Annotated in this window: 15 protein-coding genes and 1 tRNA gene; 4 read left to right on the top strand and 12 right to left on the bottom strand. The window is 51.4% G+C overall.

The genetic code is table 11. The features are described 5' to 3' along the window. Window positions 1–12: 12 nt before the first annotated feature. On the bottom strand, window positions 13–399 hold the full coding sequence (locus ACFE8Q_RS21270; RefSeq protein ID WP_375447452.1) for a hypothetical protein: 387 nt from the start codon (window positions 397–399) through the stop codon (window positions 13–15). Between the two features lie 247 nt (window positions 400–646). Between ACFE8Q_RS21270 and ACFE8Q_RS21265 the strand changes: the two genes are divergently transcribed. Then, the gene (locus tag ACFE8Q_RS21265; protein WP_375447451.1) at window positions 647–817 is read left to right on the top strand and encodes a hypothetical protein; all 171 of its coding nucleotides are present in this window, start codon (window positions 647–649) and stop codon (window positions 815–817) included. Between the two features lie 88 nt (window positions 818–905). On the opposite strand, the gene ACFE8Q_RS21260 is transcribed toward ACFE8Q_RS21265, so the two are convergent. The 3 genes from ACFE8Q_RS21260 to ACFE8Q_RS21250 form a co-directional block, all read right to left on the bottom strand. After that, the gene (locus tag ACFE8Q_RS21260) at window positions 906–3,362 is read right to left on the bottom strand and encodes an ATP-binding protein (protein WP_375447450.1); all 2,457 of its coding nucleotides are present in this window, start codon (window positions 3,360–3,362) and stop codon (window positions 906–908) included. 142 nt (window positions 3,363–3,504) lie between these two features. After that, window positions 3,505–3,687: a hypothetical protein gene (locus tag ACFE8Q_RS21255; RefSeq protein ID WP_375447449.1), complete on the bottom strand. Its 183-nt coding sequence runs from the start codon at window positions 3,685–3,687 to the stop codon at window positions 3,505–3,507. 226 nt (window positions 3,688–3,913) lie between these two features. After that, on the bottom strand, window positions 3,914–4,381 hold the full coding sequence (locus ACFE8Q_RS21250; RefSeq protein WP_375447448.1) for a response regulator: 468 nt from the start codon (window positions 4,379–4,381) through the stop codon (window positions 3,914–3,916). Between the two features lie 196 nt (window positions 4,382–4,577). Here ACFE8Q_RS21250 and ACFE8Q_RS21245 point away from each other — a divergent pair, with 196 nt between their 5' ends. Then, complete coding sequence (locus ACFE8Q_RS21245) at window positions 4,578–5,333, top strand: DUF5958 family protein (protein ID WP_375447447.1); 756 nt, start codon at window positions 4,578–4,580, stop codon at window positions 5,331–5,333. 5 nt (window positions 5,334–5,338) lie between these two features. Beyond that, the gene (locus tag ACFE8Q_RS21240) at window positions 5,339–5,623 is read left to right on the top strand and encodes a hypothetical protein (RefSeq protein WP_375447446.1); all 285 of its coding nucleotides are present in this window, start codon (window positions 5,339–5,341) and stop codon (window positions 5,621–5,623) included. A gap of 108 nt (window positions 5,624–5,731) precedes the next feature. Here ACFE8Q_RS21240 and ACFE8Q_RS21235 read toward each other — a convergent pair. Together ACFE8Q_RS21235 and ACFE8Q_RS21230 are read right to left on the bottom strand one after the other, a co-directional pair. Continuing rightward, window positions 5,732–5,804, bottom strand: a tRNA-Gly gene (locus ACFE8Q_RS21235). Between the two features lie 79 nt (window positions 5,805–5,883). Next, on the bottom strand, window positions 5,884–10,302 hold the full coding sequence (locus ACFE8Q_RS21230) for a gliding motility-associated C-terminal domain-containing protein (RefSeq protein WP_375447445.1): 4,419 nt from the start codon (window positions 10,300–10,302) through the stop codon (window positions 5,884–5,886). A 225-nt stretch (window positions 10,303–10,527) separates the two neighbouring features. Between ACFE8Q_RS21230 and ACFE8Q_RS21225 the strand changes: the two genes are divergently transcribed. Continuing rightward, window positions 10,528–11,568 carry a type IX secretion system membrane protein PorP/SprF gene (locus ACFE8Q_RS21225; RefSeq protein WP_375447444.1) on the top strand — a complete coding sequence of 347 codons (1,041 nt, stop codon included), beginning with the start codon at window positions 10,528–10,530 and terminating at the stop codon, window positions 11,566–11,568. A gap of 93 nt (window positions 11,569–11,661) precedes the next feature. Here the strand turns inward: ACFE8Q_RS21225 and ACFE8Q_RS21220 are convergent, their stop codons facing one another. From ACFE8Q_RS21220 to ACFE8Q_RS21195, 6 genes are all read right to left on the bottom strand, one after another. Next, window positions 11,662–12,930, bottom strand: a complete 1,269-nt coding sequence (locus ACFE8Q_RS21220) for an aspartate kinase (RefSeq protein ID WP_375447443.1) — start codon at window positions 12,928–12,930, stop codon at window positions 11,662–11,664. A 118-nt stretch (window positions 12,931–13,048) separates the two neighbouring features. Next, window positions 13,049–13,513: an energy transducer TonB gene (locus ACFE8Q_RS21215; RefSeq protein WP_375447442.1), complete on the bottom strand. Its 465-nt coding sequence runs from the start codon at window positions 13,511–13,513 to the stop codon at window positions 13,049–13,051. Window positions 13,514–13,559: 46 nt separating this feature from the next. Next, on the bottom strand, window positions 13,560–14,384 hold the full coding sequence (locus ACFE8Q_RS21210) for a geranylgeranylglyceryl/heptaprenylglyceryl phosphate synthase (protein ID WP_375447441.1): 825 nt from the start codon (window positions 14,382–14,384) through the stop codon (window positions 13,560–13,562). Then, the gene (locus ACFE8Q_RS21205; RefSeq protein WP_375447440.1) at window positions 14,302–14,826 is read right to left on the bottom strand and encodes a hypothetical protein; all 525 of its coding nucleotides are present in this window, start codon (window positions 14,824–14,826) and stop codon (window positions 14,302–14,304) included. The genes ACFE8Q_RS21210 and ACFE8Q_RS21205 overlap by 83 nt, the downstream gene beginning before the upstream one ends. A gap of 75 nt (window positions 14,827–14,901) precedes the next feature. Then, window positions 14,902–15,327, bottom strand: coding sequence for a phage holin family protein (locus ACFE8Q_RS21200; RefSeq protein WP_375447439.1), 426 nt, complete (start codon window positions 15,325–15,327; stop codon window positions 14,902–14,904). Between the two features lie 209 nt (window positions 15,328–15,536). Beyond that, entirely contained in the window at window positions 15,537–16,103 is a 567-nt protein-coding gene (locus ACFE8Q_RS21195; protein ID WP_375447438.1) for an RNA polymerase sigma factor, read from the bottom strand. Window positions 16,104–16,407: the final 304 nt, after the last annotated feature.

Here is a 16,407-nt window from a genome sequence, read left to right as displayed (position 1 = left end):
AAGCTGTTCGCGTCAGGGCGCATTGATCGCAATCTGGTGCTCGAAAATGAGCTTCAGGAAGCGAAATGGGTAACAGACAGGAAATTGACGACCGCCTATTTGAGCAGTTGCACCCCAGTTGAAGATAGCCGGCAGGGTGGGCGGAAGGGTAAGCCCAGGGCCAAAGGGAAAGCTCAGCCGGATCGTGACACGTGCCACTGCTCCGTGGCTACCCCCAATCGCGGCAATAGCCGATTCGCTGTCGGGCCGGGTAGATGTGGTAGCCGAAACCGAGCTCTTTTGCGCTATTTCCGGGCTGTTTTTGGTGCTCCAGATTGGTGCCAATAGCAGCAAACAGGCGGCAATGATGCCGCTTATCCAGTATAGCTGTTGCTCTTTATGTGGGGCCGCTTTAGTCATTACCGCCCTTAAAATACGGACTTTTTACTGGTAAGAGCAACTCGCCGTCAGGCTATTGGCCCTGTTTGCGTACACCCATACCTTGTTTGCGAGCTATGAGCACCCGGCTACTTCCTGTAACGGCGCCTCGGTTTCTGGAAACAATCGCCCTTGTTTTCAGTATAGTTAGGCACACTGTGCGTCGTGTTGCTTCAGAGGAAGCACGGCACGTTTAGCGCATGGCAACCCGTTTTCTACCAACGAAATCATGGATTCCTTATCAAACTTGAGTTTTATTGATCTTCAGGCAATGCTGAAATATGCACTAGAGCAGAAAGACATCGCCGACGCGGCTGGCCACTCTGCCATTGGCATCGACTGGACCTCGAAAGTGGATAAACTACGGCAGGCAATTGCCGATAAATTCGCCGCCATTTAATTGTCATTTGTGGTCATTGGTAGTCATTCATTGTTAACCGGCAACTAATGACTACCGATGACAATAAACGACTACTAATGACTACAACTTAAGCCGGAAAGTAGACGTGAAACGTAGCGCCCCGACCTGGTTCGCTACTGGCCGTAATAGCTCCTCCATGATTGGCTGCCACCTTTTCGCAGATGGCCAGCCCAACGCCCGTACCTGCATACTCGCTCTTACTGTGCAGACGCTGAAACACCTGAAAAATTCGACTTAGGTACTTCTCGTCGAAACCAATGCCGTTGTCTGTTACCGTAATGTGCTGATAGGTAGCTACTTTCCGGGTGGGCTTTACTGAAGTGGGAAGGGCATCGAGCCTGACCAACTGTGCGCTGACCCGAATTTGAGGCCGCTCACCAACCTTATGAAACTTCAGGGCGTTACTCAGTAGGTTCTGGAAAAGCTGACTCAACTGCGATTTGTCGCCCAGCACATCGGGTAGCTGGGTAACTTCAATGTCGGCCTCCGCTCCCCGGATCTGGAAATCCAGATCGGTCAACACCTGGTGGATAACCTGGTTTAATGACACCCCTGAAGTTGCTTCCTGCCGGGTTGAGATACGCGAAAAGGCCAGCAAATCACGAATGAGTGTCGACATTCGGTTGGCGGCGGATTGCATCCGTTCAAGATGAGCAACGCCCTCTCCTATCTGGTCACCATACTGGGTTTGAAGCAGATCACCGAACGCCTGAATCTTGCGCAGTGGCTCCTGCAAATCATGGCTGGCTACATAGGCAAACTGCTGTAGGTTCTCATTCGAGCGCAGCAAGTCCTGATTCGACTCCTGAATTTGCTGGGTACGTTGCTGCACCTGCTGTTCCAGTTCTTCCTGCGCCATGCGCCGAGCCGTAATATCCTGCGTAACGCCAGTAATCTTTACTGCCTGACCATCAGCCGCGTATACTCCGAGTCCCGATGCTTTAACCCAGTGCAGACTATTATCGGGCCACGTGATTCGGTATTCAGCGTAGTAGGTAGTCTGGGTTGTCAGTGCATTGTGTATTGTCTGTTCAACGCGTGCCCGATCGGCGTCGATAATGATCCGCAGCAAGTCGGGGAAGTTAAAGGGATCTTCGGTTGGCTGGCCATAATTCCGTTTGCACTGATCACTGCACGTCATCAGGCCAGTTGCCAGGTCAAGTTCATACGTACCCAACCTGCCCGCGTCGAGCGCCAGGTTGAGCCGTTGATTGGTCTGGATAAGATCGGTCTGGGATGCTTCCAGCTTTTGCTGGGTAACAACCTGCTCTGTTACATCTATTCCCATCACAACAAGCGCATACACGTCGCCGTTGGTGTTGCGTATAGGTTTGTAATGAGTATCAAAGAAGTACGTTTTCAGCATGCCTTCTTTCTCCAGTTGGCCACTTACCGACCGAACGCTGTAGGCCTGACCCGTCTCATACCCTTTCGCCAGCCGTTGCATAGTGGCCTGGCCTTTGAGTTCCGGTACTGCCTCCAGCAGGGGCTTGCCAATGACCGAGGGGCCCTTCCCCCAGTAATTCATGATCGTGTCATTGGCTATTTCGATGACCATCTCTGCACCCACCAGCAAGCAAGTGGCAATGGGTGCTTCTTCGATCAGGGCCCTGAACTTCGCTTCGCTCTCGGCAATGGCGTCTCTGGCAAGTATTTGTTCGGTAACTTCATAGGCAAACGCCAGAATCCCTTCGACCTGCCTCTGTTCGTTCCTGATCGGCTGATAAATGAAATTCAGATACGCTTTTCGGACTATGCCCTGTGCGTTATGCAGAAAAATAGACAGTTCTTTCCCCACAAAAGGCTCACCGGTGGTATACACGGTATCGAGCAATTCGTAAAATCCCTGACCTTCCAGTTCAGGTAAGGCTTCGCGAACAGGTTTGCCCAGGATCTCACGCTCGCCAATCAAGTCCTGATAAGCTGGATTAGCTAACTCAAAAATGTGGGAAGGGCCGCGTAAAATACAGTGAGCGGCGGGTGCCTGCATGAAGAAATCGTGCAGAAGCTGTCGCTCGGGGTCATGTCGTTCACTGGTTTGCCTACCGGTAATTACCTGTTGTTTAATCTGGGCGTCTAATTGCTGATTCTGCGCCAGCAACATGGACAACAGCGTGGCCTCGGTGGTTACCGGATCATCGATTGCGGCCGTGTGTTTCTGTTCACCAGCCACTTTTTCCTCTACCAGTTGCAGCAGGTCTACCAACTGGTCGGCTATCTGTTCCATCGTTAACAGACCCCGACGGGCTTCGTCAACATGACCGTCGTGGTACTGCCTGACCATATCGCGGGCTACCACGTGGATGGACGCATGAACCCGCTCTAATTCATGGACTTCTGGAATATGTTCGTAGTCAACCAGGGCCCGGCCGTAAATCCACCTGCCTACTTCGCAGGCATACTGAGAAAGAACAGTCGACTCCTGCTCGGATGTCTCGCCGTATAAAATAGCGCGCAAACGACTCTTGAACCGGAGGTGATTGGCTTTAGCTTGTTGAAAGTCAGCAGAGGTAAACGGCTTCAAAGATGTAACGAAATAGAGTCGCCGTAAAAGTAAAGCAATAGTTACCTCGGCTGATACAGGGGCGATTAAAAATACTGGTACTATTGAGATGAATCAAAGCTCCTTAACTATATACTAAAAGTTGCCGTTTCTGGTAAATTAGTTACAGTGTATTCAGTCGGCTATAGGCAAACCGGACGGCTAAATAGGTGTAGCCTGCCAGTACGATGGTTTCTACCGCAGCCTCCAGGTAGTCGCGTGCGTAGGCACCAGTTGAAAAATCCTGGACCCAATCGATCCACATGGTACAATAGACGACAAAGCCCACAAGACTTGCCAGGAGCATCAAGAACAAGTGGAAGGAATGCTTCATTAGCGGCTATATCGTTGAGTATGTATCAGTAGACAGCCGTTGGTTCAAATGGTTTAGTAACGGCTGACTAGCAGATCAATGGAGTCCATATGATTTATAGAGTAATGCTTGTCAAAAAGCGAGCCATTCACGCATAAAGAAGGGAGTACCGTCCTCATCGATCAGCACTATTATGACGTTACCAGCGTAGGACAGTCACCTAGAGCATTTCCTCCATTTGGTCACGCATGCGGAGTGTATCCCGAAAGCAGAGCTTAACGGCTTCAACTACCCGGTGAAAACCACCCGGCCCCGTTGGTTTAACCATATACAGGTGAATACCCTGCTCGTAGGCCTGGTGCTTCAACTGTTCATTCATCGACGAAGTAAGCATCACAACCGGCATATACGCCAGATCCTGCATGTTGCCCAGCAACCGCAGCGTTTCCAGTCCAGTTAATTTAGGCATGTGCATATCGAGCAGGATAACGGTCACGAACGAACTATCAGCGGCTGCATCCTCGGGTGATAACTGCCGATAAGTAGCCAGCCAGTCGATCAGTTCCTGGCCAGTAGTCATGTCTTCGATAACTACCTGTTGAATGGCATTGGTCAATGCCCAGCGAATCAGTTGGCGGTCGTCATCGTCATCATCGACCAACAACACCCGCAGCGACAGCGTATTCATAACTAGATCACATTTAACATAAGCTACATGAGTTGTACAATAAAATAGATGAATTGTTCTATTAGTCGATTGGTTAACCCGAATAAGTGAGCTTTCGGGTAAAGTTGAATTTATAGTGCCGCAGGCTGGAAATTTAGGAGCGGAATGTGTGTTAGCCATGTATACTCCAGACGAATGACACGAACCCATGAATCCGATGAGCCTTGACGAAGAAATTGCGATCCTCCAGTTTGGGCAGGGTGTTCGTGCCGACGTAGATCTACTGGTTCAGTTTGCCGGATTAGACAACGAAGCAAGGCATCTGCGTCTCATGGAACTGGGCTTCCTGGTCGGCCAATCGAAGTTGACCGAGGCAGATATGAAGCAGGCACTGGCTACCAGTTCGTTGGGTGTCGGCTACTCGCCTTGCGTTGGCCTGAAGTTGCATCGGCTCAGTATTAGCCGGCCGGGAAACGAGCCTGAGGCCGATTACAAGTTCATGCTACACCTATTCAAAGCCGTTTATCAACGACGCGTTGCCAGCCAGCCGCAAAACCCGGCCAACTGGTGGTACTGGGATCTGTCGCAATCCGGCATAGAACAACGTATACAGTTGGTATATCAGGAGCTAGTGAATGACCTGTACAATGATCCAGGCTTTCGTAGCGAATTTGCCAGCCTGGCTAAACTGTATCATGACGCTAAATCGAAACGCGTTAGAAGCCCGGAGCTGCCTGTTCAAGTGAATCAATACCACTTCGATTTCATAACATACGATGAACTAAGGACTGAATCGATCAAGCTGCTAGCCGACAAGATGAGGCAGGCGATCATGGTCTTGATTCATTCGTTGGAGAAAGCATTATTAAAAAAGTATCAACTGGAGCCTGCACAGACAGGTCGGTTAATTTTTGCCGTTATTGAGCGGCATATGCGCGAAACGTACGACACAGATCTGTTTGGGCAACCCTAGTGTGTATGAAATTAACCTGGACATTTTACCTAAAACCTGGTCTTTCCGTTTCTCTGACGGTAATCTACGTACCTGAGCTGGATGAAGAACATCTGCGATCGGGCGGTTTTCTGGATACTGAAACCAACTGCGCCTACGTTGACTGGCCCACCTACCGCCGTTTCGACGACGCCGATGTAAAGGGCCGCCGCGACGCCTTCCAGCAGCTAACGCCCTTAACTGAACGTACCCACGTCAAACTCGAAACCGGTAAAGAATTGTCATTCGGCCACTATGGATATAGTCAGTAACTGGCAGTATAGGATGAGTTGGCAATCATTAGGGCGTTGCCATCCAGCTTGGTGCAAACCCCAATAAAAAGCCAGTCAGGTACGTACCTGACTGGCTGATAATCAATGAGCGGGAAATGGGGTTCGAACCCACGGCCTGCAGCTTGGGAAGCTGCCGCTCTACCAACTGAGCTACTCCCGCTTGAAGAGTAACAAAGATAGTGGTTTCCCAAATTGACGCAAACACTTCTTATCGTAGCAACCAGTAAACTGCAGACACTTTACCGCAAGAGCAAGACCGACCCTCGCTTCACAACGGAAGGACGTTCCGGGAAGTACTGACTTCGATACGTGATCACATACGGGTATACCATTGTCTGAGCCGGTTCACCCCGGTACGTGCCATCCCATTCGGGTGTTTCGGGTGTGCTGGCAAAAATCACTTCGCCCCAACGATTATAAATCCGTAGTTCCAGATCGGTGGTGTAGGCGTTGAGCGTCCCAAATTTATCATTCGTGCCGTCACCATTAGGCGAGAAGGCATTGGGCACAAACAACCGTGGCTCGCAGAGGTCAATGACCCGGGCGGCATCGCGGGCAATACAGCCGTTGGTGCCTGTTACCACCACCGAATACGTACCTACCTGACTAACCAGCAGGGTCGTTGATGTCGTATTCGTTGTCGTCCAAACCACTACCTGGCCGATTTCCTGTGGTACCACCCGGAGTTGCGTTTGCTGGTTATCGCCTATGCAGATAGCAGCTTCGCGGGTGAGTGCAAAGCGCGGGGCGGGTTTTACATTCACGTCCACTGCATCGGTTTGCTCGCAACCGTCTACGTTCGCTGTAACGGTGTAGCGGCCGGTTTGCTGCGGTCGCAGTTGCGAACCCTGTGTGCCATCGCTCCAACGGAATGTTGCGCCCGGCGAACCACTAGCTTGTAACACCTGCACGGTACCTTCGCAGAATTCTGCATCGGGCCCAGCGTTTACCTGTGGTGTCTGTTTCAGAGCTATCTGGCGTGGAGCTGAATTGGCGCATCCATTCACCGTAACCGAGTAAATCAACGTGACTACCTGACCAATACCAGCCGCTGACGGCGTGAACGTACCTGACGGGTTAACATTAGGCCCGGTCCACGAGCCGCCCCCCGGACTATTTCCTGTTAACTGGAGCGAGGTTATCGACTGCGGTGCACCCAGACAAAGCGACAGGTTAGCACCCGCCGATACGTTGGGTTTCTGCACAAACTGCACTTGTACGGCGGCGTTACCAATACAGCCGTTCAGCGCGTTGGTTGTGGTGAGCGAATAGGTGCCTGCGGTGTTTACCGATATCGTTCGTGTGGTGGTGCCGTTGTTCCAGCGGTACGCTACGCTAGCTTGTGGACCACCATCCTGCGGTGTCAGTTGAATGGTGTCGCCAACACATTTACTCCGGTCGGGGCCAAGACTAAGGGCCGAGCGGGTGTCTAAACTAACGTTTACGCCCGTGAGCGACGCAATGCAACCAATATTATCGACTACCGACACGCTATATATGCCTGCTGCTACGCCCGTCAGCGACGGGCCGGTACTCACAACGGCCCCCGAACTGTTTTGCCAGACGTACCCACTAGGCGTACCGCCACTGATGCCTAGCGTAACCGAGCCACTGCGGGGTACATCGCACCGTTGCGGGCCGGGTTGGGCAGTCAGTACCAAGGGCAATGCCTTCGATCGCAACTCAAATGAGGCATCGGTAGCGCAGGCGTTTTCGTCAGTTACCCTGATCGCGTACGTGCCTTGCGTCAAGGCTGAGGCCGAATTACCCATTGTTGAAATTGGTGTACCGCTAACAGTTGTCCATGAATAGGTAAACGAGTTCGTCGGTGATGCTGTACCCGATACCACCAGGGTTGGGGCTGGCGTGACCAGAATAGCCCCATCGACGGTTGTACAGCCAGCCGGGTTGGTCAGTGTCGTGGTCAGCACTGGCTTCTTCACCGGAATGACTTTTATATCATCGCTGGCTTCACAGACAACATTATCCAGCGTGGTAAACGAGCCGGTAACCGAATACATACCTGGCTGCGTAATGTTTATCTCCCGCGTGGTAGCTCCGTTACTCCATAAGTATTGCTGATACCCCTGCACCGCCGGAACGCCAATCGTGCGCGTTCCATTCTCGCAAAGGGTCTGATCGGGCCCCAGGTTTAGCCTGGGCGGTATTCGAATATTGATGACAATCACGTCTGACTCGAAACATTCGCCGCCATTCCCAATAAAGGCCGTATACGTACCCGGAACGGTAGTCGTCAACACTTTAGATCGGCTGACTACCCGTCGGTTAAGGACCCAGGCATACTCTTCTGCAACAGCAGTGATGGTTACCGAGACCGGCTTGTCGGTACATTTGTCAATATCAGGTCCAACGCTGAAGGGCTTCGGCTGTTCAATGACGGTCAACGAGGTTTCGGCGGTCGCCGTGGTACAGGTAGCGCCCGTAGACGTGATCACGCGTACATCGAGCGTGGCCGAATACGTGTCGGGTGTGCTGAGTTGAACGGTTTGCGATGTCTGCGTGAATGAAAGAACCTGCGCCACCACTGCACCAGAACTGTTCCTGACGGTGAGGTTATACATCTCCTTCAGCTTAGGGCAGAACGGCGTTATCTGAAACGTGACCGGATCACCCTGACACACGTTGCTGGCCGAAATACCCGCACTGCTCGACGGTTGCGTGAAATTGGCAACCTGGTTCGGTAATCCCAACTGACTGATCTTTCCACCCAAATCCTGACCCGATACCGTGAAGATAGGTGGCTTTGCGAATGGATTTGTTGTGACGGTGCCGCTTCCGTTGGCGTTGTCGATCACACCCAGAGAGGGCTGATCCTGAACGGCAACGTAGATTTTTCCGTCGGGGCCGATCTGTAACGAACCATATTGTCGGGTGGTGCTCTCATCAATCAACGCGCTGGTACTGACCGGGTCATCGGCTGTGATGTCGAACTGAACAATGCGCGATGGCCCCGTCTGGGTTTGCACCCCACTGACGCTCGTGACTTCACCCAGCAAACTGACGTACACTTTTGAGCCATCGGGCGAAAACTCGACGCCATACGCTTTGGGTGGAGCAGGGCCAAGATCAATGGTCTTAGTGGGACCGGATAAAACGCCGGTTTCTGTGTTAAAGGAGAATATCTGGACGTAGCTTTTCTGTCGGTCGGGGTCTGTACTGTTGGGGTCGCCCGGTATGACCACCGCCACCGGCCTGACTGCCGTGTTGCTGTTACCTGCGGTGGCTGTGCCCGATACGACCGTTCCAGAACTGACTGTTCCCGACGTACCTGTGGTGGTAACGGGTGGCGTTGGAGCCGGACCAATTTTGATCTGCCCTTCGCCACGGACCGGCGAATCGTGGGCCATGCCGAGGCAGTACGATTTTTGGTCCACCGTAGTCGAAGGCGTCAGGTGATCGACCCGGAAACAGTTCGTGCCATAATCGTGGGTCATTACCCAATAGGTAGTGTCCTTATCATTCCTGACCGAGGCCGATCGTTCGGTGCTACTCGCCGAGGTCGACGACGTAACGACGGGCAGGTTTTGCTGGACTACCGCCCCACTACCGCTGTTCCGGCGCATATCCACAACGCTATACGTGATCTGCCGCGACCCGTTGATTTCGGCCGTGGTATACACGTAATACAGGTAGTCGCAGCCGTGACAAACTGGCTTCGGCACAATAATCGCCGACTGAGTTGAGTATTTGTTTCCGCCCAATACGGCCGAACTACTGGTTAATGAGCCACTGATGGGGTCATACACCTGCATGGGCTTGCCATCTTTGTCGTATACGGTGATGCCGTCGCTGTAGAACAAGATATTGCCTTTGGTATCCGTGATCGAAGCAGACCCTTCAATCGTCGATAGTTTGCCATCGGTGAGTGGTTTAGGGCTGTCGCCTCCAAAGTCGAGACCAGCGTTGTTCCCAAAATACCATTTCGATCCAGGCGATCCACTTTCTTCCGGGCATAAACTAACCCGTATTCGATCCTGGTAGGAACAGCCCGCCTCATTGGTCACTTCTACTGAATAGCAACCCGACGCTGTTGTACTGATCGACTGGGTTGTTTCGCCCTTCGGAAACCACAGGTACGTTAAACTGGTGCTCGAAGGCGAAGAAGGCGCACCGTTGGGGTACGGGTCAATGGTGAGTACCGTTCCTTTACAGATGGTGGTATCCGACCGCCATTTCTGAAACGAAGAGGGAGGAGTACCAACCGACACTGTAAACGACGTGGACGGCAATACCGTAGAGCTAACGACCGACGTTGAGGTAGCTGTTGTACTGATGGTCCGCGTGATGGTGATGGTTTTGACCCCCGGTGAGGTGAACGATGTACTGGCAACAACCCCGGTCTGCGGAGCACCACCGTCAATTACCCACTGTGTTTTAGCTTTGTCGGCTGCCGGATCGACGTCGTAAAAATTAACCGGGTCGTTGCCGCAGCTTGCATTGCCCGATGCCGTGCCTGTACTTGGCGCTGTGGGCGTACATAAGCTGCCCACAATTTTAATTTTGTTTTGCTGTTCGGTCTGTTGAATAATCGACGCGGAGTTGGGCGACGTTTGGGCCAAACTGGTAGTGATACCCGCAAATAGCCAAACCACCACCCAGGCGATTGAACAAAGACCGTATCTTACCTGGAATACCATTTGTTGAGAGAGAACGAAAGTCTGGCCATCATATAACAGAGAAGAGACCCGTTACGTTATACTAAACGAATCCAAGCCCTTAAAATTTTACTCGTAAACCGCTGACTTCATGCCACCTTTTTCGGCTCTTCAGCGTATACTTCTTCACCCACCCATTGCCAATTCTTATACGCTAATTTTGACTGTTTATCTCGTTTGGCAATGAATTTGCGTTGCTTACCCAGCATGGTTATACGATATACGATTCTTTGCCTCCTGGCGTTGCTATGGGCCCCGTCTTGTTTTGCACAGGACCCACAGTTCACGCAGTTCTACGCGGCCCCGCAATACCTGAATCCAGCCTTTGCCGGATCGGCCCTGGCTCCGCGTGCAACCATCAATTACCGAAATCAGTGGCCTGCCATTACCAACTACGTAACCACTGTAGTTGGCCTGGATTATTATGCACCGAAAATCAACAGCGGCTTCGGGCTTATGCTTGTCAGTGATAATCAAGGGCAAGGAGCCGTGCAATCGACAGAGATAGCCGCGCAATATGCGTACCAGTTCCAGGTTAGCGAGTCCTCGTTTATCAGGCTGGGTGTACAGGGAAGCTACGTGAACCGAAACGTCAACTACTTCGGACTCACTTTCGGCGACCAGTTTTCGTCGCAGGGGTTGATCAGCAATACAACTAGTGATGCCCTGATTTCGTCGCTCAAAAACTCGCCTAACAATAGCTACGCCGATTTCTCGACGGGGGGGCTGTTTTATTCTGACTGGTTCTGGGTTGGCGCGTCGGCCCACCACATTAGCCGGCCCGATCAAAGTTTTTTCGCGCCCAACAGCAGCCGCCTGCCCATTAAAGGTAGTCTCCAGGCGGGGCTGCGCATTCCATTGACGGGCTTTACCGGTTACGGCGACGAAATGGACCGCGAGATAAGTTTCTCTCCAGTAATTAATTACAAATTCCAGGGAAAATACGACCAACTCGATCTGGGTGCTTACCTAACCTATTCACCTATCACGATCGGGGCTTACTACCGGGGAATCCCATTCAAGAAATACGATCAGCGGATCAATAACCACGATGCCGTGGCGGGCCTGATTGGCTACCGCGCTGACAAGTTCTCGATCGGCTACAGCTACGACGCCACTATCTCGACCCTGGGTTTCGCCAGCGGCGGCTCGCACGAGATTTCGATCTCATACATTTTCGATCGCCCTGAAAGCAACAAGTCTCGCTATAAGCCGAAGAAAGGCATGCTGTCGTGTCCCAAATTCTAAATTTACTATATTATTTACCGTTTGCTGTCTTCTATTGCGCTGCCTGCCAGGTAAGCCCATTCAGAGATTTGGGGCAGCAACGCAACAGTAAACTTATTGATTGTCCCGCACCACCAACTGCACTGTGCTGCGGCTTTTCTGTTCCAGGAGGAGCTTCTTACCAACCAGTACCCGGTCAATAGTGGTTTGGTCGTAGTGGCGGATGGTAACCAACTCCAGATCTTCGTTGTAGGTGACGCGGAAATGCGTACGCAGGCGATCCAGTAAATCAGGAATACGGTCAGGCTTGCTATCGACAACCACCGAAAAGCTCAGTGCCGTAAGCTGCATCAGGTTTATCTTGACGCCTGCCGTAGCAAACAGGCCGAAAACCAGACTCAGGTTATCTTCTGCAATGAAAGAGAAATCGGTTGGGTGAAGCGAAATAAGTAGCTGATTCACTTTGAAAATAAAGGATGGCGTCGGTTTCTCTACCGCCACAGCGCCCACCAACGTACCTGGCTGATCGGGTTTGACAAACGACTTTACATACAGCGGAATCCCCTTGTTCTGTAGCGGTTTTATCGTTTTAGGATGAATCACGGTGGCCCCATAATAGGCCAGTTCTGTAGCATCCTGGTACGTTAAGGCCGGTAGTAGTACCGTTTCATCAAAGTAACGAGGATCAGCGTTCAACACGCCAGGTACGTCCTTCCAGATGGTGATGCTCTCGGCACCGAGGCTATAACCGAAAATGGCGGCGGAATAATCCGAGCCTTCGCGGCCCAACGTCGTTGTTTCAGCATCAGCGGTGCCGCCAATAAATCCCTGCGTTACGATCAGGCCAATCTGGTCGCCCATAAATTCCTGAATGAGCGACTGTGTGGTGGCCCAGTCAACTTTGCCTTCCCGGAACGTATCGTCGGTGCGAACCAGTTGGCGCGCGTCTGCCCAGCGAACAGGAAGGCCGATATGGGTCAGGTAGGCAGCGACAATTTGGGTCGAGATCACTTCGCCTATCGGCACAATCTGATCATATACAGCATCGTAGCTGACCGGAGCCTCGCCCGGGAGGGGCGCAGCCAGCTTACTGGCAACTGCTGCAAAAGTGGCCCGAATAGGCGCTAACAGGTCGGATGGGAATTCAAATTCGGCGATGATCAACTCGTGCATGATGACCACGTTCTGCCAGCGTAACAATGCCTCGTCTGCCCGCCCAGCCATGTAGCTGACTACAATCTCTTCCAGCGCATTGGTCGTTTTCCCCATTGCTGATACCACAACAATCAGGTCGTTATTCGCTTCGCGCTGAATGATTGAGCCGACGTTTCGAATGCCGGCTGCATCACGCACCGAAGCACCGCCAAATTTATAAACCCTCATTATTAAACGATTTCGGCTTGGGAATTTTGGATTGAGGATTTTGCTATGCCAGACCACAGGATGGTTGCGAAACGCAACGCAAAACCCCTAATCCGAAATCCCCAATCCAACATTCCTTTTAGTTGTCTACTTTTAGCGGAATGGTGTAGAGCATAGCTACCGGCTCTCCGCCCATGCGTGCAGGAATCCAGCGGGGCATTTTTTCGATGGCCCGAATAATATTTATGCGGTATTCGTCCATTCCTTTTTCAGCTTCCGGCATAAGAACAGGCGCTGAGTCGACCGTGATGTCATGAAGCGTACCGTTGGGCGCTATGATGAACCGCACTTTCACGGGGCCTGTCTTGTAGTTGATTCGGTCCAGTGAGCCGGGAAACTGAATATTTTCGGCCAGAAACAGAAGCATAGCATCCTGACCGCCAGGAAACTGGGCTAACTTTTCGACCGAGGTATAGAAACGGCCAGGATACGAACGGGAGGGTTGCTTTTGAGCAACAGCAGTCGACACGATTCCTGTGCACAATAAGGCCAGCAAAGCAATCCGGCAGAAGCCGAAAGGAATGGATAAAAATGAAAAGCGCATGGAATGGTACGAGTTTACTTCTGATTGCTCTGAGACGCAGTAAGGATCAGGCCTGAATGTTCTGAACTGGTTTTGTATTGAACGACGAAACAGCGCTGGCAATTTCAGGTAACAGGTCCAGATTTTGCTCGATGCCGTTGCCTACGACAATAAGGTCGGCGCCAGCCTGTAGGGCTTCGTAGGCTTTTTCGCCGGAATTGATTCCGCCACCGACCACAATCGGCGTGTCTACCGCCTGCCGAACGGCCGAAATAAGGGCGGCAGGCACTGGTCGGCGGGCGCCGCTGCCGGCATCCAGGTACGTTAGTTTCAGGCCAAGCAGTTCACCTGCCATAGCCGTGCAAGCCGCCACACCGGGTTTATCGTGCGGCAGCGGCATGGTGTTGCTGATGTAGGAGACGGTAGTTTGCGCACCGCCATCGACCAGCATGTAGGCCGTTGAGACAACATCGAGCCCACTACGTTTGAGCAAAGGGGCCGCAATGACGTGTTGGCCGATCAGCAAATCTGGATTACGGCCCGAAATGAGCGACAGGAGCAACAGCGAATCAGCCGACGGGTCGATATGCAGGGAGTTGCCGGGGAAAATAACGATGGGTGTGTCGGTTTGCTGCCGGATAGCGGCAATCATTTCGTGCTGCACGTAATCGGTGATCAGGCTACCCCCTACGAAAAAAAAGTCAGCCTGATGCGCAACGGCCCGGCTGACAGTTTCAGTAAAATCGCATTGCCCGACCTTGTCTGGGTCGAGCAATACAGCAAACGATTTTCGTCCCGACTCCTTGTAGCTATTCAGAATAGCTGACAGGCTGATTCGGGGCTTTTTCGTGGTATTGGATATCAGCGGGTTGCGCTGTGGGGTTGATTGCATTATTTGTCCGAATTCGAGTCAGTAGACCGCTTATCTGCTCGCGAGCGATGTTGGTGAGTACCGACGTCAGTAAACCGCCAATCAAACCGCTGGTTGCGGCTGATTTTCGAGCCTCCTTAGCATCCTGCCGAACGGCCTTCGTTGACCGGGGCTGGTAGGTGTCGTTATCCTCATCATCGTCATCTGCATAGTCACGATCGTCCGGTTCACCATATTTTTCAGCGTACCGGTATTCATCAGACTTGGGCAGAATCAGGCTTGCCAGCAAAAATACACCGAAAGCTACACCTGCTACTAACGCCGTGGTTTTTCCAATTTCAGAAGCATCCGTTTTTAATGAATCGACACTATCCTGAATTGAGGATTTGAATCGTTCGGTAGCTTCCATTAATTGAGCACGACGGGCAGTGGTATCGGCAAAAGGTACTTTAGGGTCTTCCATGAGTTTAACAGGCTAAAAATAAACGAAAAAAATTGAGTATACTGATTTTTGGGTCAGATAGTCACCGAAAGCGGGTCACTGTAGATACTGACCACTTTCGTTAAGCGACTTTGCTGTCTGTGACATCAGGTCCTGAACGGCCTGCGATTTGTCGGCGGCTTTTTTCTCCTGGCTCTCCTTCAACGCTTTATAAGCAATTTTACGGATTACATTCGTCATCGACGGTTTGGAAACAGCCCATATAATGGTCAGGATCAGGAAGAATGCAGCCACTATTAAAAAGCCAACGTACCTGCTGTTCGTAACTTCATTTAGATAAGCAGCCAGCAGGCTAAACAGAAAAATGGTTGTGATCGTGGCCAGAAAGCCAAGAATTACACCATGAACCGCAGTTACGGCCCCTTCCTCTACCTTACCCCTCGTTTCAAGGGTAAAAAGCTCAATACGAGCTTCGATGAAGCGAAATATATTTTCGCGGATTTCTTCCAGACGTTCTAACATGACGGGTTACGTGATTGGTACATGTATCTATAAGTACATGACAAATTACAGCCCACTTTGTTTAGAAGACCAGAGCCAACGAACGATGCTTTATGTAACTAATTGATAATTAGAGGTTCCACTGGATCGAGTTCCCGGCAATGCGTGAGGAAATGGAGCGGTATAGCGGGCGGGTATGGACAGAATTCGTAGCGAAAAATCAACAGTTATTACTTGTTGAATAGCTGTTTTAATTCCTGTAGGGCCGATCGTATTCGGGTTTTTACTGTACCTAACGGCAACGAGAGTTCTTCGGCTGCTTCTTCGTGGGTATAGCCGTTGAAATAAACAAGATCGATCAACTGTTTCCGGTCGGGGCGTAGCTTGTCGACAACGTCTTTAAGGCCGATGAAATCGGTATTTTCCGGTGCTACTGCATGCTGCCGGTCCACCGTATAGGTGCCATCGTCGTCTGTCGAAATCGTCTGGGCAGAGGCTGGTCTGCTCATTGCTTTGCCCGAACGGATGCTGTCTATGGCGGTGTTACGGGCAATGTTCAGCATCCAGGTAAATAGTCGTCCCTTTTGGGTATCGTAGCTGCTGAGGTTGTTCCAGATTTTGACGAAGACATCCTGCATCAAATCCTCTGCTTGCTCCTCCTCCCGGACGATCTTCAGCAGAACGCCGTATAGCGCTGCCGAGTAATGTTCGTACAACCACTGAAACGCTTTATCATCGCGCTTAAGTAGCTGGTCGACAAGGACGGATTCGTCAGAAAGAGGCGAGCTGCGTTTCAAGTCAAGCGTTGGTTTCGAAACCAAATATACAGGCTTAGTTGTGTAAAAGTACAACGTATACGCAGGTTGTTGATATAAAGCAACCTATTACTCGTATCGTGTATGTGTTAACAACCGATATACCCAATGTTGTTTAGCAAACGTGCAGGAAAAAGAGCTACCGGTATTTTATACTATATAAAAGCAACCAGTAAATCTAGTTGGATAGTATAAAATACTTACCGTATGTGGTTAGGTAATGCGTTGGAGTGGCTAACATCGACCATCCATTGAAAAGTGATCGAACCAAACAGGCACGGCCTGC

The organism is uncultured Fibrella sp. (genome assembly GCF_964250085.1).
In the GTDB taxonomy this organism is placed as follows: Bacteria; Bacteroidota; Bacteroidia; order Cytophagales; family Spirosomataceae; genus Fibrella.
The sequence above is the reverse complement of the archived record's forward strand: the minus strand, read 5'-3'. Positions and strand labels throughout refer to the sequence as shown.